The 21991-nt window shown below is 56.7% G+C and carries 24 protein-coding genes and 1 other annotated feature; all 24 genes read left to right on the top strand.

All coding sequences use genetic code 11. From position 1 onward, the window contains the following. The first annotated feature begins 13 nt into the window (after positions 1-13). On the top strand, positions 14-547 hold the full coding sequence (gene nusG / locus ACSEXS_RS21670; protein WP_347773180.1) for a transcription termination/antitermination protein NusG: 534 nt from the start codon (positions 14-16) through the stop codon (positions 545-547). A gap of 218 nt (positions 548-765) precedes the next feature. Further along, positions 766-1191, top strand: coding sequence for a 50S ribosomal protein L11 (rplK, locus tag ACSEXS_RS21665; protein WP_347773182.1), 426 nt, complete (start codon positions 766-768; stop codon positions 1189-1191). A 156-nt stretch (positions 1192-1347) separates the two neighbouring features. Then, positions 1348-2040: a 50S ribosomal protein L1 gene (rplA, locus tag ACSEXS_RS21660; protein WP_438435330.1), complete on the top strand. Its 693-nt coding sequence runs from the start codon at positions 1348-1350 to the stop codon at positions 2038-2040. A 42-nt stretch (positions 2041-2082) separates the two neighbouring features. Then, positions 2083-2233: a sequence feature (ribosomal protein L10 leader region), on the top strand. A gap of 47 nt (positions 2234-2280) precedes the next feature. Then, positions 2281-2793: a 50S ribosomal protein L10 gene (rplJ, locus tag ACSEXS_RS21655; RefSeq protein ID WP_438435329.1), complete on the top strand. Its 513-nt coding sequence runs from the start codon at positions 2281-2283 to the stop codon at positions 2791-2793. A gap of 85 nt (positions 2794-2878) precedes the next feature. Further along, positions 2879-3244, top strand: a complete 366-nt coding sequence (gene rplL / locus ACSEXS_RS21650) for a 50S ribosomal protein L7/L12 (protein ID WP_438435328.1) — start codon at positions 2879-2881, stop codon at positions 3242-3244. Positions 3245-3326: 82 nt separating this feature from the next. After that, positions 3327-3923, top strand: coding sequence for a class I SAM-dependent methyltransferase (locus ACSEXS_RS21645; RefSeq protein WP_438435327.1), 597 nt, complete (start codon positions 3327-3329; stop codon positions 3921-3923). A 528-nt stretch (positions 3924-4451) separates the two neighbouring features. Continuing rightward, entirely contained in the window at positions 4452-7988 is a 3537-nt protein-coding gene (gene rpoB, locus ACSEXS_RS21640; protein ID WP_438435326.1) for a DNA-directed RNA polymerase subunit beta, read from the top strand. A 161-nt stretch (positions 7989-8149) separates the two neighbouring features. Further along, positions 8150-11794 carry a DNA-directed RNA polymerase subunit beta' gene (rpoC, locus tag ACSEXS_RS21635; protein ID WP_438435325.1) on the top strand — a complete coding sequence of 1215 codons (3645 nt, stop codon included), beginning with the start codon at positions 8150-8152 and terminating at the stop codon, positions 11792-11794. Positions 11795-11954: 160 nt separating this feature from the next. Further along, positions 11955-12206, top strand: a complete 252-nt coding sequence (locus ACSEXS_RS21630; RefSeq protein WP_438435324.1) for a 50S ribosomal protein L7ae-like protein — start codon at positions 11955-11957, stop codon at positions 12204-12206. 126 nt (positions 12207-12332) lie between these two features. Next, positions 12333-12755 (top strand): 30S ribosomal protein S12, encoded by a 423-nt coding sequence (rpsL, locus tag ACSEXS_RS21625; RefSeq protein ID WP_438435323.1) that lies wholly within the window; start codon positions 12333-12335, stop codon positions 12753-12755. 47 nt (positions 12756-12802) lie between these two features. Then, entirely contained in the window at positions 12803-13273 is a 471-nt protein-coding gene (gene rpsG / locus ACSEXS_RS21620) for a 30S ribosomal protein S7 (protein WP_438435322.1), read from the top strand. Between the two features lie 41 nt (positions 13274-13314). Continuing rightward, entirely contained in the window at positions 13315-15390 is a 2076-nt protein-coding gene (fusA, locus tag ACSEXS_RS21615) for an elongation factor G (protein ID WP_438435321.1), read from the top strand. Between the two features lie 37 nt (positions 15391-15427). Beyond that, positions 15428-16618 carry an elongation factor Tu gene (gene tuf, locus ACSEXS_RS21610; RefSeq protein WP_438435320.1) on the top strand — a complete coding sequence of 397 codons (1191 nt, stop codon included), beginning with the start codon at positions 15428-15430 and terminating at the stop codon, positions 16616-16618. Between the two features lie 251 nt (positions 16619-16869). Next, positions 16870-17178, top strand: coding sequence for a 30S ribosomal protein S10 (gene rpsJ, locus ACSEXS_RS21605; protein WP_027092000.1), 309 nt, complete (start codon positions 16870-16872; stop codon positions 17176-17178). A 45-nt stretch (positions 17179-17223) separates the two neighbouring features. After that, entirely contained in the window at positions 17224-17847 is a 624-nt protein-coding gene (gene rplC, locus ACSEXS_RS21600) for a 50S ribosomal protein L3 (RefSeq protein ID WP_438435319.1), read from the top strand. A gap of 22 nt (positions 17848-17869) precedes the next feature. Then, on the top strand, positions 17870-18493 hold the full coding sequence (gene rplD, locus ACSEXS_RS21595; RefSeq protein ID WP_438435318.1) for a 50S ribosomal protein L4: 624 nt from the start codon (positions 17870-17872) through the stop codon (positions 18491-18493). Next, entirely contained in the window at positions 18493-18783 is a 291-nt protein-coding gene (gene rplW / locus ACSEXS_RS21590) for a 50S ribosomal protein L23 (RefSeq protein WP_438435317.1), read from the top strand. Before rplD ends, rplW begins: the two co-directional genes overlap by 1 nt. 33 nt (positions 18784-18816) lie before the next feature. Beyond that, positions 18817-19647, top strand: a complete 831-nt coding sequence (gene rplB, locus ACSEXS_RS21585; protein WP_438435316.1) for a 50S ribosomal protein L2 — start codon at positions 18817-18819, stop codon at positions 19645-19647. A gap of 39 nt (positions 19648-19686) precedes the next feature. Continuing rightward, the gene (rpsS, locus tag ACSEXS_RS21580) at positions 19687-19971 is read left to right on the top strand and encodes a 30S ribosomal protein S19 (RefSeq protein ID WP_438435315.1); all 285 of its coding nucleotides are present in this window, start codon (positions 19687-19689) and stop codon (positions 19969-19971) included. 76 nt (positions 19972-20047) lie between these two features. Beyond that, entirely contained in the window at positions 20048-20380 is a 333-nt protein-coding gene (rplV, locus tag ACSEXS_RS21575; RefSeq protein ID WP_438435314.1) for a 50S ribosomal protein L22, read from the top strand. Positions 20381-20393: 13 nt separating this feature from the next. Next, positions 20394-21056: a 30S ribosomal protein S3 gene (gene rpsC / locus ACSEXS_RS21570; RefSeq protein WP_438435313.1), complete on the top strand. Its 663-nt coding sequence runs from the start codon at positions 20394-20396 to the stop codon at positions 21054-21056. Between the two features lie 2 nt (positions 21057-21058). Continuing rightward, complete coding sequence (gene rplP / locus ACSEXS_RS21565) at positions 21059-21487, top strand: 50S ribosomal protein L16 (protein ID WP_058300201.1); 429 nt, start codon at positions 21059-21061, stop codon at positions 21485-21487. Continuing rightward, positions 21484-21681, top strand: coding sequence for a 50S ribosomal protein L29 (rpmC, locus tag ACSEXS_RS21560; protein ID WP_438435312.1), 198 nt, complete (start codon positions 21484-21486; stop codon positions 21679-21681). Before rplP ends, rpmC begins: the two co-directional genes overlap by 4 nt. Before the next feature lie 31 nt (positions 21682-21712). Then, on the top strand, positions 21713-21976 hold the full coding sequence (gene rpsQ, locus ACSEXS_RS21555; RefSeq protein ID WP_438435311.1) for a 30S ribosomal protein S17: 264 nt from the start codon (positions 21713-21715) through the stop codon (positions 21974-21976). Positions 21977-21991 lie beyond the last annotated feature (15 nt).

Below are 21991 nucleotides of genomic sequence, written 5' to 3'. Positions count from 1 at the left end.
CAAGGAGACAATCATGGAGAAACGATGGTATGTTGTCCATACCTACTCCGGGTATGAGAACAAAGTAAAGGCCAACTTGGAGAGACGTGTCGAGTCCATGAACATGACGGACAAGATCTTCCGTGTCCTCGTTCCGATGGAAGAGGAAGTGGTGAGCAAGGACGGCAAGAAGAAGACCGTCATGCGCAAGGTCTATCCGGGCTATGTTCTCGTGGAAATGATCCAGACCGACGATTCCTGGTACGTGGTCCGCAACACGCCGGGCGTTACCGGATTTGTGGGCTCCACCGGTTCAGGTTCCAAGCCGACTCCGCTATTGGCCGAGGAAGTTGAGGCAATTCTGCGCCATATGGGCATTGAAGAGCCGAAACCGAGGATCGACTTTGAACTCAAGGAAACCGTTCGCGTGAAGGTTGGACCGTTCGCCGACTTCGTGGGCTCGGTCGAAGAGATTCTCTTCGACAAGAACAAGCTGAAGGTGCACGTGAACATGTTTGGGCGGGAAACTCCTCTGGAGCTGGATTTTACCCAGGTCGAGAAATTATAGGACACGCCGGGCTCTGTTGGCACCGGTATGCCGTCCTCTTGGAGTTTCGCGAACGCTCGTCCCCCGGACGAAGCATGGATGCCGGCCGATTCTTCGGTCCGGCCCCGCGGTTACCGGCTATGACGCCGGCGGATTCGTCCGCCGTGTGAAACCGGCCGTTTGCCTTAGGTGGGAGGGTTTATCCCGTTCGACCACATTCCAGCAAGGAGGTGTCCCTCATGGCTAAGAAAGTTATCAAAATGGTCAAACTGCAAGTTCCCGCAGGGAAAGCGAATCCGGCTCCGCCTATCGGTCCGGCCCTCGGTCAAGCAGGTGTGAACATCATGGCGTTCTGTAAGGAATTCAACGCTCGTACCGCCGATCAAGCCGGCCTGGTTATCCCGGTCGTCATCAGCGTGTTCGAAGACCGTTCCTTCACGTTCGTTACGAAGACTCCGCCCGCCGCTGTTCTTCTTCGCGTCGCTGCCGGCATCCAGAAAGGCTCCGGCGAACCGAACAAGAAGAAAGTCGCTACGGTTAAGCGCGACAAGGTTCGCGAAATCGCCGAGCAAAAGATGGAAGACCTGAACGCAGCGTCGGTTGAAGCCGCAATGCGCATGGTCGAAGGTACCGCCCGCAGCATGGGCATCACGATCGCCGACTAATCGTCCGCGCGTTCGCAGCAGTCATCCAAATGCAAGCTTCCCGAAACCGATTCGTTCTCCGTTCGCGGAGACATTCCGTTTACCATTTGGATATCGGCTCCCCAGGAGCCGTATGTGGGAGGATATTCCGTTAACACCACAAAGGAGGAACAAGACGTGCCGAAGCATGGTAAGAAATATGCTGAAGCGGTCAAGACCATCGATCAGGATGCTCTCTACGAGCTTCTCGATGCAGTGACCGCGGTCAAGAAGAACGCGACGGCCAAGTTCGACGAAACCGTCGAAGTGGCAGTGCGTCTCGGCGTTGACCCGAAGAAACAAGACCAAGCCGTCCGCGGCGTCGTCGTACTGCCGCACGGAACCGGTAAAACGAAGCGCGTGCTCGTGTTCGCGAAGGGCGACAAGGCCAAAGAAGCGGAACAAGCCGGCGCTGACTTTGTCGGCGATCAGGACATGATCAACAAGATTCAGCAGGGCTGGTTCGACTTCGACGTCTGCGTAGCTACGCCGGACATGATGAGCGAAGTCGGTAAACTGGGCCGTCTGCTCGGGGGCAAGGGCCTTATGCCTAACCCGAAAGCCGGTACCGTTACGTTTGACGTAACGAAGGCTGTGCAGGAAATCAAGGCTGGTAAGATCGAGTACCGTCTGGACCGCGCGGGTCAGATTCATGCCCCGATCGGCAAGGCGTCCTTCTCGGAACAACAGCTGGTCGACAACCTACGCTCGCTGATCGACGCCCTGGTTCGTTCGAAGCCTGCCGCCGCTAAGGGTGTATACCTGAAGGGTGCTGCGGTTGCGTCCACCATGGGACCGAGCGTTAAGCTGAATTTGCAATCCTTCCGCTAAGCTTGACAGGGCTTGCTCCGTCTGCTAAGCTGGATAAGGTTTTTGGAATCGAATAGTCTGCCGTAGACAGTAGGTGCCCGCTCGCCGGGCTTAATTTCCTCCCGAGGCGTTCGAATACAGTTCGACTGTTCATGATGAGCATCGGATTAACGGACCTTCGTGCGGAAGCGCGAAGGTCCTTTCATTTACGATCGGGCCAAACGTTCTCCAGGCAGAATGAATGTAACAGGAGGTGTAACGATGGCAAACGCAAAAGTTCTGGAAAGCAAACAACAGCAGGTTTCGGAAGTGTCCGGCAAGCTGAAGGAAAGCACCACGACCGTTGTGGTGGACTACCGCGGTTTGAACGTGGCGCAGGTCACCGAGCTCCGCAAGCAGCTGCGTGGAGCCGGCGTGGAATTCGAAGTGTTGAAGAACACCGTGGTTCGCCGCGCTACGGCGGAAGCCGAGCTGTCCGAGCTTGACCAATACCTGACGGGACCGACCGCCATCGCGTTCAGCAAAGAAGACGCGGTAGCACCGGCCAAGATCCTGTCCGACTTCGCCAAGAAGAACGACAAGCTGAGCGTAAAGGGCGGCGTCGTCGAAGGCAAGGTCGTCGGCTTCGACCAGATCAAGGCATTGGCGGATCTTCCTTCCCGCGAAGGACTTCTGTCCATGCTGCTTTCCGTGCTGCAGGCTCCGATGCGCAACTTCGCGCTCGCAGTCAAGGCCGTATCCGAGAAGCAAGAAGGCGGCGCTCAGGAAGCGTAAGCTTCCGGCACACGCCGTATAGCGCATAACCGCAAGACCAACCGCTTCGTACGAAGCCCAAATACATTTTTATGGAGGTTCCATCATGAGCAAAGAGCAAATCCTTGAAGCCATCAAAGGCATGACCGTTCTGGAACTGAACGATCTCGTGAAAGCCATCGAAGAAGAATTCGGCGTAACCGCAGCTGCTCCGGTAGCTATGGTAGGCGGCGGCGCAGCTGCAGCCGAAGTCGAAGAACAAACCGAATTCGACGTTATCCTGATGAACGCTGGCGCATCCAAGATCAACGTGATCAAGGTTGTCCGCGAAATCACCGGCCTCGGCCTGAAGGAAGCCAAGGACCTGGTCGACGGCGCTCCGAAGCCGATCAAGGAAAAGGTATCGAAGGACGATGCCGAAGCCATCAAGACCAAGCTGACCGAAGCCGGCGCAACCGTCGAAGTCAAGTAAGGTTAACCCTTTGACCAAACCCCCTTGAAGGTTGCCTTCAAGGGGGTTTTTCTCCCATCACGGAAGAGGCAGGAGAGACCGCATGAGCGAGCATTATTATACGAACAAGCCGACCGTTAAGCACGACATGCGGACGGTTGCGGAGACGCTGCGCGGCATGGACCTGGCGTTTGGGACCGACGCGGGCGTATTCTCCAAGGGCGGCGTCGACTACGGCAGCAAAGCGTTGATCCGTTCGATGGAGATTCCGGCTGCCGGTCGCGTGCTCGACGTCGGCTGCGGCTATGGGCCGATCGGCATCACCGCGGCGAAGCTGGCCCCCGCCTGCACCGTCACCCTGCTCGACGTCAATGAACGGGCCGTAGAACTGGCCCGGGAGAATGCACAGCGAAACGGAGCGCATAACGTCGAGGCGTTCGTCAGCGACAAGCTGGCCGCCGTACGCGGGCAGAGCTTTGACTGCATCCTGACCAACCCTCCCATCCGGGCCGGAAAAGAGACCGTCCACGCCATCTTCGAGGAGGCGGCGGAATGCCTGGTTCCCGGCGGCAAGCTGTGGGTCGTGATTCAGAAAAAGCAAGGCGCGCCATCCGCCGTCGCCAAGCTGGAAACGCTGTTTTCCTCGGTCCGCGAAGCGGAAAAGGACAAAGGGTACCGGGTCATTGTTTGCGTGAAGTAACAAAGTCTAGCAGGCCCGAGAGGGAGTCATCTTTTTGGTTGACTCTCTATTTGTTTTGTGGTATCATAATTAAATGTCAGTATAAAATGGGCTCCATGTCTTTAGTTGACTAAAATGTCAAGACTTTTTCGTTGCTCTGATTGCAGCCGGCCGGCGTAATGAATCGGGCAAAGGAGGCTTGCGCATAAAGTTTGTCCAAACGGCGTATAATAATCGTTTTTTGGGCAATATCTACTTAAGTAGGAGACTCGGCCGTTTTGTTATCGTTGGGCTTGAGGCGTTTCGCCGACGGTCTGTCGATACGTTTCTCTTTCGGCGGCCCGCTTGTGCGGGAATTCGGAAGTCTTTCGGCCGCACATCGAAGGAAGACTTGTGCCCCGGATACCGGCAGGTGAAGTCGCGGAAGGCTTCATCCGTGAAGCTTTTTCTTGTTTTATCGCTGTTCGAAAGGGCGCTTCCCGGGAACGCGGAAACGAATTTTCGAATAGCCGATCGTTTCATTGAGTAGACACAAGGGGTGAAGAAAAGTTGGCAGGTCATCTTGTACAATTCGGACGACGCACACGCAGAAGTTACGCGCGGATCAACGAAGTCTTGGAAGTCCCGAACCTGATTGAAATTCAACAGAAATCCTATCAATGGTTTCTGGATGAAGGCCTGCGGGAAATGTTCCAGGATATTTCCCCAATTCAGGACTTTACGGGCAATCTGGTCTTGGAGTTTATCGATTACAGCCTCGGTGAACCCAAGTATACGGTCGACGATTCCAAGGAACGCGATGTCACCTATGCGGCTCCTCTTCGGGTTAAAGTCCGCCTGATCAATAAGGAGACCGGGGAAGTCAAGGAGCAGGAAGTCTTCATGGGCGATTTCCCGCTTATGACGGAGACCGGCACCTTTATTATCAACGGCGCAGAACGCGTTATCGTCAGTCAGCTCGTTCGTTCCCCCAGCGTCTATTTCAGCACGAAAACCGATAAAAATGCGAAAAAGACCTTTACGGCAACGGTGATTCCGAACCGCGGCGCCTGGCTGGAGCTGGAGACGGACGCGAAGGATATCATCTATGTACGGATCGACCGCACGCGCAAGATTCCGGTGACGGTGCTGCTGCGCGCATTGGGCTTCGGCTCGGATGCGGAAATCCTCGATCTTCTGGGGGACGACGAGTTTATTCGCAACACCCTGGATAAGGACAACACCGACTCTACCGAAAAAGCTTTGATCGAAATCTACGAGCGTCTGCGTCCGGGCGAACCGCCCACGCTGGACAATGCGAAGAGCCTGCTCGTAGCGCGCTTCTTCGATCCAAAGCGCTATGATCTGGCCAATGTCGGCCGCTATAAAATCAACAAGAAGCTGCATATCAAGAACCGTTTGTTCAACCAACGGCTGGCCGAGACGCTGATCGATCCGGAAACGGGCGAGATTCTGGCCGAAGCCGGTCAGATGCTTGACCGCCGCCTCCTGGATCAGATTCTGCCGCATCTGGAGCAGAACCTGAACGGCAAGGCATTCCCGGTCGCCGGAGGCGTGTCCGATACGGATGACATTCCGCTGCAGGTGGTTAACGTCTACTCGCCTCAGGAAGACGGCAAGGTCATCAAGGTCATCTCCAACGGGATCATCGACAAGTCCGTCAAGCACATCACGCCGGCGGATATCATCGCGTCCATTAACTACTTTATTAACCTGCTGCACGGCATCGGAAACATCGACGACATCGACCACCTCGGCAACCGCCGTCTGCGTTCCGTGGGCGAACTTCTGCAGAACCAGTTCCGCATCGGGCTGTCCCGCATGGAGCGCGTGGTTCGCGAGCGCATGTCGATTCAGGACGCCAATGTCATCACGCCGCAGGCGCTGATCAACATCCGTCCGGTCATCGCCTCGATTAAAGAGTTCTTCGGCAGCTCCCAGCTGTCGCAGTTCATGGACCAGACTAATCCGCTGGCCGAATTGACGCACAAGCGCCGCTTGTCCGCCCTCGGTCCGGGCGGTCTGACCCGCGAACGGGCCGGCATGGAAGTGCGCGACGTTCACCCGTCCCACTACGGCCGGATGTGCCCGATCGAGACGCCGGAAGGTCCGAACATCGGGTTGATCAACTCGCTGTCGACCTTCGCCCGCATCAACGAGTACGGCTTTATCGAAGCTCCCTACCGCCGTGTCGATCCGAAGACCGGCGTCGTCACCGAGCATATCGATTACCTGACGGCCGACGAGGAAGACAACTACGTCGTTGCCCAGGCGAACGCCGTGCTGACGGAAGAAAACAGCTTCCAGGATGAGAGTGTCATCGTCCGGTTCAAGGACGAGATCCTGACGCTGCCGCGCGAACGCGTCGATTACATGGACGTTTCGCCGAAGCAGGTCGTTTCGGTCGCAACCGCGCTGATTCCCTTCTTGGAAAACGACGACTCCAACCGCGCGCTGATGGGCTCCAACATGCAGCGCCAAGCGGTGCCGCTGCTCGTGCCCCGCTCTCCGTTCGTCGGAACGGGCATGGAGCACAAGTCCGCAAAGGACTCCGGCGTCTGCATCGTCGCCAAGCACGGCGGCGTGATCGAACGGGCCTCTGCGAACGAAATCTGGGTACGCCGCCAGGAAACCGTCGACGGCAAGCTCGTCACCGGCAACCTGGACAAATACAAGCTGCACAAGTTCGAGCGCTCTAACCAAGGCACCTGCATCAACCAGCGCCCGCTCGTCTTCCGCGGCGAGATCGTCCAGGCCGGCGACATCCTCGCCGACGGACCTTCCACCGAACAGGGCGAACTTGCGCTCGGCCGCAACGTAGTCGTCGCCTTCATGACGTGGGAAGGTTACAACTACGAGGATGCCATTCTGCTATCCGAGAAGCTGGTCAAGGAAGATGTCTACACCTCGATTCATATCGAGGAATACGAGTCCGAAGCCCGCGACACCAAGCTCGGACCGGAAGAAATCACCCGCGACATCCCGAACGTCGGCGAAGAAGCGCTGAAGAACCTCGACGAGCGCGGCATCATCCGCGTCGGCGCCGAGATCGCCGCAGGCGATATCCTCGTCGGCAAGGTTACCCCGAAGGGCGTGACCGAGCTCACGGCGGAAGAGCGCCTGCTGCACGCCATCTTCGGCGAGAAGGCGCGCGAAGTGCGCGATACCTCGCTGCATGTGCCCCACGGCACCGACGGCATCGTCGTCGACGTGAAGGTGTTCACCCGCGAGAACGGCGACGAGTTGCCGCCCGGAGTCAACCAGTTGGTTCGCGTCTACATCGCCCAGAAGCGTAAGATCTCCGAAGGCGACAAGATGGCCGGACGCCACGGCAACAAGGGGGTTGTCGCCCGGATTCTGCCGGAAGAAGACATGCCCTTCATGCCGGACGGCACGCCTGTCCAGGTCGTGCTGAACCCGCTCGGCGTTCCGTCTCGTATGAACATCGGTCAGGTGCTGGAAGTCCACCTCGGTATGGCGGCCCGCAGCCTCGGCATTCACGTAGCGACTCCCGTCTTCGACGGCGCGCACGAGAATGACGTTTTCGATACCATGGTCGAAGCCGGCATGCAGCGCAACGGTAAGACCAAGCTGTATGACGGACGCACCGGCGAAGAGTTTGAACGAGAAGTCACCGTCGGCGTCATGTACATGATCAAGCTGGCTCACATGGTCGACGACAAGATCCACGCCCGTTCGACCGGTCCGTACTCGCTCGTTACGCAGCAGCCTCTGGGCGGTAAAGCCCAGTTCGGCGGTCAGCGCTTCGGGGAAATGGAAGTATGGGCGCTGGAAGCCTACGGCGCGGCTTACACGCTGCAGGAAATCCTGACCGTGAAGTCCGACGATGTGGTCGGCCGCGTCAAGACCTACGAATCCATCGTCAAAGGCGAGAACGTGCCGGAGCCGGGCGTGCCCGAATCCTTCAAGGTTCTCATCAAGGAACTGCAAAGTCTTGGCATGGATGTCAAGATCCTCTCCGAGAACGAAGAGGAGATCGAAATGAAAGAGCTCGACGACGAGGACGACGTCAGCGGAGATAAGCTGAACCTCAACCTCGAAGGCGCAGAATACGGCGTCGAATAACTCCCGGTTGTCACAGATTGCAGTCCTAATCGGACTGTCGCATAATGGATCGCTTGCTCGAAGATGCGCCCCGGAATTCGCCTGCCGAAGCCGGGGCCTTCGGCAAGCCGCCGTGTCATTTCCGTTTCCCAATGCTTTTCAATCTTGAGGAGGGTTGCTCCTTGATCGACGTAAACAATTTTGAGTACATGAAAATCGGCCTCGCCTCGCCGGAGAAAATCCGCTCCTGGTCCCGCGGCGAAGTCAAAAAACCGGAAACGATCAATTACCGCACGCTGAAGCCGGAAAAGGAAGGCCTGTTCTGCGAAAAGATTTTCGGGCCGACCAAAGACTGGGAATGCCATTGCGGCAAATACAAGCGTGTCCGCTATAAAGGCGTCGTCTGCGACCGCTGCGGCGTCGAAGTCACCCGCCAGAAGGTTCGCCGCGAGCGCATGGGCCACATTGAGCTGGCCGCTCCGGTTTCGCATATTTGGTATTTCAAGGGCATCCCGAGCCGCATGGGCCTCGCTCTCGACATGTCTCCCCGTTCGCTCGAGGAAGTCATCTACTTTGCCTCCTATGTAGTGACCGACCCGGGAGACACGCCGCTGGAGAAGAAACAGCTGCTGTCCGAGAAGGAATACCGCAGCTACCGCGAAAAATACGGCTATGCGTTCCAGGCCGGCATGGGTGCGGAAGCCGTCAAGAAGCTTTTGCAGGACATCGATCTCGACCGCGAGCTGGAGATGCTGAAGGAAGAGCTGCGTACGGCCCAGGGCCAGCGCCGCAATCGCGCCATCAAGCGCCTGGAAGTCATCGAGGCGTTCCGTAACTCGAAGAACAAGCCCGACTGGATGGTCCTGGACGTGCTGCCGGTCATTCCGCCGGAGCTTCGTCCGATGGTTCAGCTGGACGGCGGCCGCTTCGCCACCTCCGACCTGAACGACCTGTACCGCCGCGTCATCAACCGCAACAACCGCCTGAAGCGGCTGCTCGATCTGGGCGCGCCGGACATCATCGTCCAGAACGAAAAGCGCATGCTGCAGGAAGCTGTCGACGCCTTGATCGACAACGGCCGCCGCGGCCGCCCGGTGACGGGTCCCGGCAACCGTCCGCTCAAGTCGCTGTCCCATATGCTGAAGGGCAAGCAGGGCCGCTTCCGTCAGAACCTGCTCGGCAAGCGCGTCGACTACTCCGGCCGTTCCGTTATCGTCGTCGGCCCGAACCTGAAGATGTACCAATGCGGTCTTCCGAAGGAAATGGCGCTCGAGCTGTTCAAGCCGTTCGTCATGAAGGAGCTCGTCAACAAGGGCCTCGCCCACAACATCAAGAGCGCGAAGCGCAAAGTCGAGCGCAGCAGCGCCGAGGTATGGGACGTTCTGGAAGAGGTCATCAAGGAGCATCCGGTTCTCCTGAACCGTGCCCCCACGCTTCACCGTCTGGGGATTCAGGCGTTCGAGCCGATCCTCGTCGAAGGCAAGGCCATCAAGCTGCATCCGCTCGTTTGTACGGCGTACAACGCCGACTTCGACGGCGACCAGATGGCCGTTCACGTTCCGCTGTCGGCCGAAGCCCAGGCGGAAGCCCGGCTGCTCATGCTCGCCTCCGGCAACATCCTGAACCCGAAGGACGGCAAGCCGGTCGTCACGCCTTCCCAGGACATGGTTCTCGGCAGCTTCTACCTGACGGTCGCCGATAAGAACGCCGCAGGCACGGGCGCCGTGATCGGATCGATCCACGAAGCCATCTCCCTGTACCAACGGGGCATCGCTTCCCTGCATGCGGTTGTGGCCGTTCCGGCCCGCATTCTGCACAAGACGAGCTTCACCCCGGAACAACAGAACGCTATGCTGATCACGACGATTGGGAAGATCATCTTCAACGAAATCTACCCGGACGATTTCCCGTATATCAACGAAGCGACGAAGGAGAACCTGCTGAACGGCATCTCCGATAAGCACTTCGTGTTCGAGAAGGGCGCCGATATCCAGGAGCGGATCAAGAACGCTCCGGAACCGAAGGGCGTCGGCAAGGAATACCTCGGTTCGATCATCGCCGAATGCTTCCGCCGCTACAGGACGACGGAAACGTCGGTCATTCTCGACCGGATCAAGCAGAACGGCTTCACGTATTCGACCAAAGCGGGGATCTCCATCGCCGTCTCGGACGTGACGATCCCGCCGAACAAGGCGCAGATCATCGCCGAATCCAATGAGAAGGTCGCCACGGTCACCAACCAGTACCGCCGCGGTCTGATCACCGACGAAGAACGCTATACCCGCGTCATCGCCATCTGGAGCCGCACCAAGGACGAACTGACCGACATCCTGATGAAGTCGCTCGACAAGTTCAACTCCATCAACATGATGGTCGAATCCAAAGCGCGCGGTAACAAATCGCAGATCACCCAGCTCGGCGGCATGCGCGGCCTGATGGCCACGCCGACCGGACGCATCTACGAGCTGCCGATCATCTCGAACTTCCGCGAAGGCCTGACGGTACTCGAGTACTTCATCTCGACGCACGGTGCCCGTAAGGGTCTGGCCGATACGGCGCTTCGTACCGCCGACTCCGGTTACCTGACCCGCCGCCTCGTCGACGTCGCGCAGGACGTTATCGTTCGCGAAGACGACTGCGGTACGGACAAGGGCTTCTCCGTAAGCCGGATTCAAGACGGCAAGGAAGTCATCGAGGACCTGTACGACCGGATCGAAGGCCGCTACGCCTTCGAGACCGTCAAGCACCCGCAGACGGGCGAGATCATCGTCCGCCGCAACGACCTGATCGAGCCGCAGATTGCCGACGAGATCATCAAGGCCGGCATCGAGAAGGTGCAGATTCGCTCCGTACTCAGCTGCCGCGCCCGCCATGGCGTCTGCAAGAAGTGCTATGGCCGCAATCTGGCAACGGGCGACCACGTCGAGATCGGCGAAGCGGTCGGCATCATCGCTGCCCAGTCCATCGGCGAACCGGGAACCCAGCTGACGATGCGTACGTTCCACACCGGCGGCGTCGCCGGCGATGACATCACGCAAGGTCTGCCGCGTATTCAGGAATTGTTCGAAGCCCGGAATCCGAAGGGGCAGGCGATCATTTCCGAAATCGACGGCGTCGTCAAGGATATCCGCGAAGCGAAGGATCGCCGCGAGATCGAAATCCAGGGCGAAGCCGAGTCCAAGGTCTACTCCGTCACCTACGGCTCCCGCATCCGCGTGTTCAAGGACCAGCAGGTGGAAGCCGGCGACGAATTGACCGAAGGCTCGATCGACCCGAAGGATATGCTTCGCATCAAGGGCATCCGCGGCGTGCAGAACTATATCCTCCAGGAAGTTCAGCGCGTTTACCGGAACCAGGGCGTTGAAATCAACGACAAGCACGTCGAAGTCATGATCCGCCAGATGCTGCGCAAGATCCGCGTCATCGATGCGGGCCACACGACGCTGCTGCCGGGTTCCTTCGTCGACATGCACGAATACGAAGCGGCCAACCTGGAGGCGCTCCTGAACGGCGATGAGCCGGCGGTAGCCAAACCGGTACTGCTCGGGATTACCAAGGCTTCGCTCGAGACGGATTCCTTCCTTTCGGCGGCCTCCTTCCAAGAGACGACCCGCGTTCTTACCGATGCCGCGATCAAGGGCAAGGTGGACCAGCTGCTCGGCCTGAAGGAAAATGTTATTATCGGCAAGTTGATTCCGGCCGGTACCGGGATGTCCCGTTACCGCAGCATCCGTCTGAGCGATGCCAACGGCTTCATCGGCGAGCCGGAAGAGACCGAACAGGAAGCGCAAGCCGCAGAGCAAGCCGACGCGGTGGAAGTGCAGTAAACCGATCCACAAGGGGATAACTCCTTGCCGAAGTCAAGAAAAGTTCAATTCTCCGTGTGGAGAGTTCGAACTTTTCTTGACACGGTTTCGGTGAAATGATATTATGTCGGAGTGTGCCAAAATCGAATGTTTTTCCTGTGCTTTGGAGGATATGATTTTTATGTCTTATGATAAAGTGAAACAGGCTTCAAAGATTCGGATTGGTACAAAGCAGGCAACAAGAATGATCGAGCTTGGAGAAGCGACTGAGGTCTTCGTTGCCAAAGATGCGGATCCGCGTCTCACCGGAAAAGTAGTCAACCTCTGCGCCAAACGCGGAGTGAAAGTTACTTATGTCGATTCCATGAAGCAGCTTGGAAAAGCTTGCGGAATCGAAGTGGGAGCCGCCGTGGCGGCAGTTGCAACCGAATAAAGGACCTTTCCGTTTTTGTTGCCGGGAAGCCGGCGGCAAAAACGTTTCCTTTGTCCGTTTGCGACTCACCTGGATCTGTGGGCTTGCAATACGAGGTTTCAAGAATGACTGGAAGGGGGTGCTGAAATGCCGACAATCAATCAATTGGTTCGTAAGGGCCGCAAAGCCAAGGTGGTCAAGTCCAAGTCGCCGGCTCTGCAAATTGGCTTCAACGCACTGAAGAGGGAAGAAACCGACCTGAGCGCACCGCAAAAGCGTGGTGTCTGCACTCGTGTCGGTACGATGACGCCGAAAAAACCGAACTCTGCTCTCCGCAAGTACGCTCGTGTACGTCTCTCCAATCGGATCGAAGTGACCGCATATATCCCGGGGATCGGACACAACCTGCAGGAGCACAGCGTCGTGCTGGTTCGCGGCGGTCGTGTCAAGGACTTGCCTGGTGTTCGTTATCACATCGTTCGCGGTGCGCTTGATACCGCTGGTGTCAACAACCGCAAACAAGCCCGTTCCAAATACGGAGCGAAACGTCCCAAAGCCGCCAAGAAGTAAGACGGCCGAATCCGAAGTGAATGATTCCGTAAGAAAGGGGGATAACTATGCCGCGCAAAGGTCCTGTCACACGCAGAGACGTGCTGCCTGATCCCATATACAACAGCAAACTGGTCACCCGTCTGATCAACCGCATCATGATCGACGGCAAGCGGGGAACCGCCCAGAAGATCCTGTACAATGCGTTCACGACGATCCAAGAACGCACCGGTAAGGATCCGATGGAAGTATTCGAAGCCGCCATCAAGAACATCATGCCGGTTCTGGAAGTCAAAGCTCGCCGCGTCGGCGGCTCCAACTACCAGGTTCCGGTAGAAGTTCGTCCGGAACGCCGCACCACCCTCGGACTCCGCTGGTTGGTGAACTACTCTCGCCTCCGCGGGGAGAAGACGATGGAAGAACGTCTGGCCGCCGAGATCATCGACGCCAGCAACAACACCGGCGCTTCCGTCAAGAAACGCGAAGACACGCACAAGATGGCGGAAGCCAATAAAGCGTTCGCCCACTACCGCTGGTAAACCCTCCGGTACAACCGGGTTAAACGAAAGGAGAATACCCTATGGCAAGAGAGTTCTCCTTGAAAGATACGCGTAACATCGGGATCATGGCTCATATTGATGCCGGGAAGACCACCACGACGGAACGGATTTTGTTCTACACCGGCCGTACCCACAAGATCGGGGAAGTGCACGAAGGTGCCGCCACGATGGACTGGATGGAGCAGGAACAAGAGCGCGGCATTACGATTACGTCTGCCGCGACCACTGCTCAGTGGAAGGGACACCGCATCAATATCATCGACACCCCGGGACACGTTGACTTCACCGTTGAAGTTGAACGCTCCCTGCGCGTTCTGGATGGAGCAGTGGGTGTGTTCAGTGCCAAAGAAGGCGTTGAACCGCAATCCGAGACGGTATGGCGCCAAGCCGACCGCTATGGAGTACCCCGCATCGCTTACGTCAACAAGATGGACATCATCGGTGCCGACTTCCTCGGAGCCGTGCAGCAAATGCGCGAGAAGCTCGGAGCGAATGCCGTGCCGATTCAACTTCCGATCGGAGCCGAGAGCGGCTTTGTCGGAATCATCGACCTGGTCGAAAATGTGGCTCACGTCTATCACGACGACCTTGGGAAAGATTACGACACCGTTGAAATCCCGGCCGATATGAAAGACAAAGCCGCCGAGCTGCGTTTGGAGCTCGTCGAGAAAGTCGCCGAGCTGGATGAAGAGCTCACGATGAAGTACCTGGAAGGCGAAGAGATTTCCATTCCGGAAATCAAAGCGGCCCTCCGCAAGGGTACCTGCGAAGTGAAGATCTTCCCGGTTATCTGCGGCTCGTCTTACCGCAACAAGGGAGTTCAGCCGATGCTGGACGCCGTCGTCGACTACCTGCCCGCTCCGATCGACGTTCCGGATATCCGGGGTCATCTGGAAGACGGCACGGAAGTCGCCCGTAAATCCGCGGACGACCAACCCTTTTCTGCGCTTGCCTTCAAAATCGCTACGGACCCGTATGTGGGCCGCCTGACGTTCTTCCGTGTCTATTCGGGGATCTTGAACTCCGGTTCCTATGTCCTGAATGCTACGAAGAACAAGCGCGAACGCATCGGCCGTATTCTTCAGATGCACGCCAACAGCCGTCAAGAAATCCAGGAAGTTTACGCTGGCGATATTGCGGCTGCCGTCGGCTTGAAGGACACGACCACCGGGGATACCCTGTGCGACGAGAAACACCCGGTTATCCTGGAATCCATGAACTTCCCGGATCCGGTTATCTCCATCGCCGTGGAACCGAAGACCAAAGCCGACCAGGACAAGATGGGCATCGCCCTCTCCAAGCTGGCGGAAGAGGATCCGACGTTCCGGTACTACACGGATGAAGAAACCAACCAGACGATTATCCAGGGGATGGGCGAACTCCACCTCGAAATCATCGTCGACCGCATGCTGCGTGAATTCAAGGTAGAGACCAACGTGGGCAAGCCCCAGGTTGCTTACCGCGAAACGTTCCGCTCCTCGGCCAAGGTGGAAGGCAAATTCGTTCGTCAGTCCGGCGGCCGCGGCCAATACGGCCACGTCTGGATCGAGTTCGAACCGCGCGAAGCGGGCGAAGGCTTCCTCTTCGAGAACAAGATCGTCGGCGGCGTCGTTCCGCGCGAATACATTGCTCCGGTTCAGGCCGGTATCGAAGAATCGATGAAGAACGGCGTTCTGGCCGGCTTCCCGCTTGTCGATATCAAAGCAACGATCTTCGACGGATCGTACCACGACGTCGACTCGAACGAAATGGCGTTTAAGATTGCCGGCTCCATGGCACTCAAAGCCGCCAAGGACAAGTGCAACCCTGTCCTGCTCGAGCCGATCATGAAAGTGGAAGTTACCGTTCCGGAAGAGTACATGGGCGACGTTATGGGCGACCTGAACTCCCGCCGCGGACGCATTGAAGGGATGGACGCCCGTCACGGCGCCCAGATCATCCGTGCGAAGGTACCGCTGTCCGAAATGTTCGGTTACTCCACGACTCTGCGTTCTCGGACGCAAGGACGCGGCGTTTACTCGATGGAAATCTCCCATTACGAAGAAGTGCCGAAGTCCATTTCCGAAGAAATCGTGGCCAAGCACAAAGGTGCATAACCATCATAATCAGTTAAATTAAGGAGGAATCGTTTCAATGGCTAAAGCTAAATACGAACGCACGAAGCCGCATATGAACATCGGTACCATCGGTCACGTCGACCATGGTAAAACGACTCTGACGGCAGCGATCACCACCGTTCTCTCCAAGAAATACGGCGGCGCAGCCGTAGCTTTCGACCAGATCGACAAAGCTCCGGAAGAACGCGAACGCGGCATCACGATCTCCACGGCTCACGTTGAATATGAAACGGCCAGCCGTCACTACGCTCACGTTGACTGCCCGGGACACGCCGACTATGTCAAGAACATGATCACCGGCGCTGCTCAGATGGACGGAGCTATCCTGGTTGTATCCGCTGCTGACGGCCCGATGCCGCAGACCCGCGAACACATCCTGCTTTCTCGCCAGGTAGGTGTAGCTTACATCGTTGTCTTCATGAACAAGTGCGACATGGTAGAAGACGAAGAGCTGCTCGAACTGGTTGAAATGGAAATCCGTGACCTGCTTAGCGAATACGAATTCCCGGGCGACGACACGCCGATCATCCGCGGTTCCGCTCGCGAAGCTCTGCAGAACCCGGACGGTCCGTGGGCTGAGAAGATCGTTGAACTGTTCAACGAAATCGAAGCTTACATCCCGTTGCCGGAACGTCAGACCGACAAGCCCTTCCTGATGCCGGTCGAAGACGTGTTCACGATCACCGGTCGTGGTACGGTTGCTACCGGCCGTGTTGAGCGCGGTACGGTCAAGGTTGGCGACGAAGTTGAAATCGTCGGTATCGCTGAAGAAACCCGCAAGACCGTCGTAACGGGCGTTGAAATGTTCCGCAAGCTGCTTGACTCCGCTCAAGCCGGCGACAACATCGGCGCACTGCTTCGCGGCGTTGACCGCAAGGACATCGAACGCGGACAGGTTCTGGCGAAGACGGGTTCCGTTAAGCCTCACACGAACTTCACCGCTTCCGTCTACGTTCTGACCAAGGAAGAAGGCGGCCGTCACAAGCCGTTCTTCACGGGCTACCGTCCGCAGTTCTTCTTCCGGACGACTGACGTAACCGGCGTTATCCAACTGCCGGAAGGCACCGAAATGGTTATGCCTGGCGATAATATCACCGTTACCGTCGAGCTGATCGCTCCGGTTGCTATCGAAGAAGGAACGAAGTTCACGATCCGCGAAGGCGGCCGCACGGTTGGCGCCGGATCCGTCGTTTCCATCTCCAAATAAGCATCCGACTTTGTCAAAAAGGAGCTTCTGTCCTGGACAGAAGCTCCTTTTTAAGTTGGAGTGAAAATGTTATATCTTTTTCTTGCTTTTTATCTGGGCGTTGTTATATAATAGTGAACGTTGGTCTGTGACGTTGCGATGATGCGGGAGGTTGCCGATACACCCGGCCCCTTTGCCATTGGCAGGGCGATCGGAGAATTTCCGCGGAGTATGTCCGATTACAAAATTGGGCGATAGAAGGAGGGACTCATATGGCAAAGCAAAAGATTCGTATCCGCTTGAAGGCATACGATCACAGGATTCTTGACCAGTCCGCAGAGAAAATCGTTGAAACGGCAAAACGTACCGGTGCAGGTGTATCGGGACCGATTCCGCTGCCGACCGAAAAACAGGTCATCACGATTCTTCGTGCGGTACACAAGTACAAGGATTCGCGGGAACAATTCGAAATGCGCACACATAAGCGCTTGATCGACATTGTCAACCCGACCCCGCAAACGGTCGACGCTCTCATGCGTTTGGACCTGCCGTCCGGTGTGGACATTGAGATCAAGCTTTAATAGTAGAAACGAATTATCCACATGTGAATGAAACGAGGTGTCAACATGACAAAAGGTATCTTAGGTAAAAAACTGGGCATGACTCAAGTTTTTGCTGCCGATGGCACGGTTATTCCGGTAACCGTCATTCTGGCCGGTCCCTGCGTAGTCCTTCAGAAGAAAGACCTGGAGAACGACGGCTACGAAGCGATCCAGCTCGGCTTTGACGATAAGAAGAAGAACGCCATCAAACCTGAGCTGGGCCATGCGAAGAAAGCGGGCGCGGCCCCTAAGCGCTACATTAAGGAATTCCGCGGAGTAACTTTGTCTGATTATGAAGTTGGCCAGGAACTGAAGGCCGACGTGTTCTCCGAAGGCGAATTCGTTGATGTCACGGGCACTTCCAAGGGTAAAGGGTTCCAAGGTAACATCAAGCGTTGGGGACAACACACGGGCCCGATGGCTCACGGTTCCCGCTATCACCGCGGTCCGGGCTCCATGGGTTCGATCCAAGCGAACCGCGTACCGAAGGGCAAGCACCTTCCGGGACACATGGGCGTCGAAACCGTCACGCTGCAGAACCTGCAGGTTGTGAAGGTCGATACGGAACGCAATGTTCTGCTCGTTAAGGGCTCCATTCCGGGTCCTAAAAATAGCTACGTCTCTGTCAAATTGACAGTCAAAAAGTAAGAAAGCGGAAAGGAGGATCATCATGCCTAAAGTAGCAGTTTACAACGTCAGCGGGTCGGAAGTGGGAGAAATCGAACTGTCCGAATCCGTATTCGGCATCGAGCCGAACGTACACGTGCTCCATTCGGCTGTCGTCATGCAGCAGGCTTCCCTGCGCGCCGGCACGCACAGCACCAAGGGTCGTTCCGAAGTACGCGGCGGCGGACGCAAGCCGTGGAAACAGAAGGGAACCGGCCGTGCCCGTCAAGGCTCCATCCGCGCTCCCCAATGGAAGGGCGGCGGTATTGTATTCGGACCGACTCCCCGCAGCTATTCCTACAAGCTGCCGAAGAAGGTTCGCCGTCTTGCAATCAAATCCGCACTGTCTTCTAAAGTGATCGACAACAACATTCTCGTTCTGGATCAGCTGACCCTGAACGCACCGAAGACGAAGGAAATCGTTTCGTTGCTGAAGAACTTGAAGGCTGACCGCCGCGCGCTGGTCGTCACCGGGGAATTCAACGAGAACGTCGCTCTGTCCGCCCGCAACATTCCGGGCGTCAAGTTCGTCAGCGCAACCGGCATTAACGTCCTCGACGTCATGCTGCACGACAAGCTGATCATCACCAAGGAAGCGGTCGAGAAAGTACAGGAGGTGCTGGCGTAATGAAGGATCCCCGCGATGTAATCAAGCGCCCGGTCATTACCGAACGTACCAGCGACCTGATGGCCCTGAAGAAGTATGTCTTCGAAGTGGACATCCGCGCCAACAAGACCGAAATCAAGCAGGCGGTTGAAGCGATCTTCAAAGTGAAGGTTGTCAGCGTGAACACGCTCCGCATGCCGGCTAAGCCGAAGCGCTACGGCCGTTATTCCGGTTTCCGTCCGGAGTGGAAGAAAGCCGTCGTGGCCCTCTCCCCGGACAGCAAGGAACTCGAATTCTTCGAAACCGTGTAAGACCACCATCTTTCGAGTAAGGAGGGAATCCAAGTGCCCGTAAAAAAATACAAACCGACTTCGCCGGCTCGTCGTTCGATGTCCGTCTCGACGTTTGAAGAGATCACCACGAACGTACCGGAGAAATCCTTGCTTGCGCCCTTGAGCAAGAAGGCCGGCCGCAACAACCAAGGCAAGATCACGGTACGCCATCAAGGCGGCGGCGCGAAGCGCAAATACCGTATCATCGATTTCAAGCGGAACAAAGATGGAATACCCGGTCGCGTTGCTACGATCGAGTATGACCCGAACCGCTCGGCCAATATCGCTTTGATTCATTATGTCGACGGGGAAAAGCGTTACATCATCGCCCCGAAGGGCCTTAAAGTCGATGACGTTATCACGTCCGGTGCAGGCTCCGACATCAAAGTGGGCAACGCCATGCCGTTGGAAAACATTCCGGTCGGTACCGTTATCCACAACATCGAGCTGAAACCCGGCAAAGGCGGCCAGCTGGTTCGCGCAGCCGGCACCGAAGCTCAGTTGCTCGGTAAAGAAGAAGAATATGTTACGATCCGCCTGTCCTCCGGCGAAGTTCGCCGCGTGCTGAAGGTTTGCCGCGCGACGATTGGTTCGGTCGGCAACGGCGACCATGAGCTCGTCAAGATCGGTAAAGCTGGCCGTGCCCGTCACATGAACAAGCGTCCGGAAGTCCGCGGTGTCGTCATGAACCCGGTTGACCACCCGCACGGCGGCGGCGAAGGCCGCGCTCCGATCGGCCGCAAATCGCCTTTGTCTCCTTGGGGCAAACCGACCCTCGGCTACAAGACCCGCAAGAAGAACAAGGCTTCCAACAAGTACATTGTTCGTCGCCGCACGAAGTAAGATCGTACGAGATAAGGCTTATGGAAGGGAGGATCTTCAATGGGACGCAGCTTGAAAAAAGGACCTTTTGTGGACAGCTACCTGCTTAAGAAAGTCGAACAGGCCGGTGATACCACCACCCGTAAAGTGGTCATCAAGACTTGGTCGCGCCGTTCTACGATTTTTCCGCAGTTCATCGGACATACGTTCGCGGTGTACGACGGAAGAAAGCATGTTCCCGTGTATGTTACGGAAGACATGGTAGGACACAAGCTCGGCGAGTTTGCCCCGACGCGTACGTACAAAGGACACGCGGGCGACGACAAGAAGACCGGCAAGCGCTAAAAACCGGTCTTTCTTCAGACCGGTTTTACCGACGCCGAACACATCGACTTCAACGGTATGAGAGGAGGTTTACCCCATGCAAGCAACTGCAAATGCGAAGTTCATTCGCATCGCTCCCCGCAAGGCGCAGCTGGTCATCGACCTGATCCGCGGCAAGGAAGTGGGCGAAGCGATCGCCATTCTGCGCAACACGCCGCGCGCCGCATCCCCGATTCTCGAGAAGCTTCTGAACTCGGCAATCGCCAACGCGGAGCACAACTACTCGCTTGATCCGAACAAACTGGTCATCTCCCAGGCCTATGTCAACCAGGGCCCGACGATGAAACGGTTCCGGGAGCGCGCCATGGGTCGCGCAAGCCGCATCAATAAACGCACGAGCCACATCACTTTGGTGGTATCCGAAAAATAAGGAGGGAAAACGTGTGGGTCAAAAAGTAAACCCGATCGGACTTCGTATCGGCATTATCCGTGACTGGGAATCCAAATGGTACGCCGGCAAGGATTACGGCACGCTGCTGATGGAAGACGTCAAGATTCGTGAATACCTGAAGGGAAAGCTGAAGGATTCTTCCGTTTCCCATATCGATATCGAACGCGCGGCTAACCGCGTCAACGTAACCATCCATACGGCGAAGCCGGGTATGGTCATCGGCAAGGGCGGCTCGGAAGTGGAGAACATCCGCACGCACCTGTCCAAGCTGACGAACAAGAAGGTTCACATCAACATCACCGAAATCAAGAACCCCGAGCTCGACGCGATCCTCGTCGCCGAAAGCATCGCTCAGCAGTTGGAACGTCGCGTATCGTTCCGCCGCGCGATGAAGCAAGCGATCCAGCGCACGATCCGTTCGGGAGCCAAAGGAATCAAGACCTCGGTAAGCGGCCGTCTGGGCGGAGCGGAAATCGCCCGTACTGAAGGCTACAGCGAAGGCACGGTACCGCTGCACACGCTGCGTGCGGACATCGACTACGGCACCGCTGAAGCTCATACCACCTACGGTCGGATCGGCGTAAAAGTCTGGATCTACCGCGGCGAGGTTCTTCCTACGGCGAAGAAGAAAGCTGTTCGGGAAGGAGGAAACTAATCATGTTGGTACCTAAACGCGTCAAGCACCGCAAGGAGCACCGTGGTACGATGAAGGGTAACGCCAAGGGCGGAACCGAAGTATCCTTCGGTGAATACGGCTTGAAAGCTCTGGAACCGGCTTGGGTAACCAACCGCCAGATCGAAGCCGCTCGTATTGCCATGACCCGCTACATCAAGCGCGGCGGTAAAGTTTGGATCAAGATTTTCCCCTCCAAGCCGATTACCCAGAAGCCCCTTGAAGTCCGCATGGGTTCCGGTAAAGGTAACGTGGAGAAGTGGGTTGCCGTTGTTAAACCCGGCAAGATCCTGTTCGAATTGGCAGGCGTAAGCGAAGAGATTGCCCGTGAAGCGATGCGTCTCGCCGCTCACAAACTGCCCATCAAGACGAAGTTTGTAAAACGTGAAGAACTGGGTGGTGAAGCAGAATGAAGGCTAGCGATCTCCGCAACCTGACCTCGGCCGAAATCGAGCAAAAGATGGCCGGGTTCAAGGAAGAGCTGTTCAACCTCCGTTTCCAGCTGGCCACCGGCCAATTGGATAACCCGACTCAAATCCGCAACGTGCGCAAGGAAATCGCACGGGCCAAAACCATTTTGCGCGAAAGGGAACTCGGCATCGGTTAATCCGGTCCAAGTTCAGAGAGGAGGATGAAGCATGGCAGAACGCAACGAACGCAAGGTTCAAATCGGTAAGGTCGTCAGCGACAAGATGGACAAAACCATCGTCGTGGCCGTTGAAACCTACAAAAAGCACAGCTTGTACCACAAGCGGATTAAATATACGAAGAAGTTCAAGGCTCATGATGAACAGAATGAGGCCAAGATCGGCGATACGGTGAAGATCATGGAAACCCGCCCGCTGTCCAAGGACAAGAGCTGGAGACTGGTCGAAATCGTAGAGAAAGCCGTTATCATCTAAGGGCCTAACGAAGCC

The organism is Gorillibacterium terrae (genome assembly GCF_051594785.1).
Classification (GTDB): domain Bacteria; phylum Bacillota; class Bacilli; order Paenibacillales; family NBRC-103111; genus Gorillibacterium.
This window is presented reverse-complemented; position numbering and strand designations above follow the sequence as displayed.

Coding starts and splice junctions, on each gene's coding strand:
- nusG (WP_347773180.1), top strand. CDS start 14: ATGGAGAAACGATGGTATGTTGTCCATACCTACTCCGGGTATGAGAAC.
- rplK (WP_347773182.1), top strand. CDS start 766: ATGGCTAAGAAAGTTATCAAAATGGTCAAACTGCAAGTTCCCGCAGGG.
- rplJ (WP_438435329.1), top strand. CDS start 2,281: ATGGCAAACGCAAAAGTTCTGGAAAGCAAACAACAGCAGGTTTCGGAA.
- rplL (WP_438435328.1), top strand. CDS start 2,879: ATGAGCAAAGAGCAAATCCTTGAAGCCATCAAAGGCATGACCGTTCTG.
- ACSEXS_RS21645 (WP_438435327.1), top strand. CDS start 3,327: ATGAGCGAGCATTATTATACGAACAAGCCGACCGTTAAGCACGACATG.
- ACSEXS_RS21630 (WP_438435324.1), top strand. CDS start 11,955: ATGTCTTATGATAAAGTGAAACAGGCTTCAAAGATTCGGATTGGTACA.
- rpsL (WP_438435323.1), top strand. CDS start 12,333: ATGCCGACAATCAATCAATTGGTTCGTAAGGGCCGCAAAGCCAAGGTG.
- rpsG (WP_438435322.1), top strand. CDS start 12,803: ATGCCGCGCAAAGGTCCTGTCACACGCAGAGACGTGCTGCCTGATCCC.
- fusA (WP_438435321.1), top strand. CDS start 13,315: ATGGCAAGAGAGTTCTCCTTGAAAGATACGCGTAACATCGGGATCATG.
- tuf (WP_438435320.1), top strand. CDS start 15,428: ATGGCTAAAGCTAAATACGAACGCACGAAGCCGCATATGAACATCGGT.
- rpsJ (WP_027092000.1), top strand. CDS start 16,870: ATGGCAAAGCAAAAGATTCGTATCCGCTTGAAGGCATACGATCACAGG.
- rplC (WP_438435319.1), top strand. CDS start 17,224: ATGACAAAAGGTATCTTAGGTAAAAAACTGGGCATGACTCAAGTTTTT.
- rplD (WP_438435318.1), top strand. CDS start 17,870: ATGCCTAAAGTAGCAGTTTACAACGTCAGCGGGTCGGAAGTGGGAGAA.
- rplW (WP_438435317.1), top strand. CDS start 18,493: ATGAAGGATCCCCGCGATGTAATCAAGCGCCCGGTCATTACCGAACGT.
- rpsS (WP_438435315.1), top strand. CDS start 19,687: ATGGGACGCAGCTTGAAAAAAGGACCTTTTGTGGACAGCTACCTGCTT.
- rplV (WP_438435314.1), top strand. CDS start 20,048: ATGCAAGCAACTGCAAATGCGAAGTTCATTCGCATCGCTCCCCGCAAG.
- rplP (WP_058300201.1), top strand. CDS start 21,059: ATGTTGGTACCTAAACGCGTCAAGCACCGCAAGGAGCACCGTGGTACG.
- rpmC (WP_438435312.1), top strand. CDS start 21,484: ATGAAGGCTAGCGATCTCCGCAACCTGACCTCGGCCGAAATCGAGCAA.
- rpsQ (WP_438435311.1), top strand. CDS start 21,713: ATGGCAGAACGCAACGAACGCAAGGTTCAAATCGGTAAGGTCGTCAGC.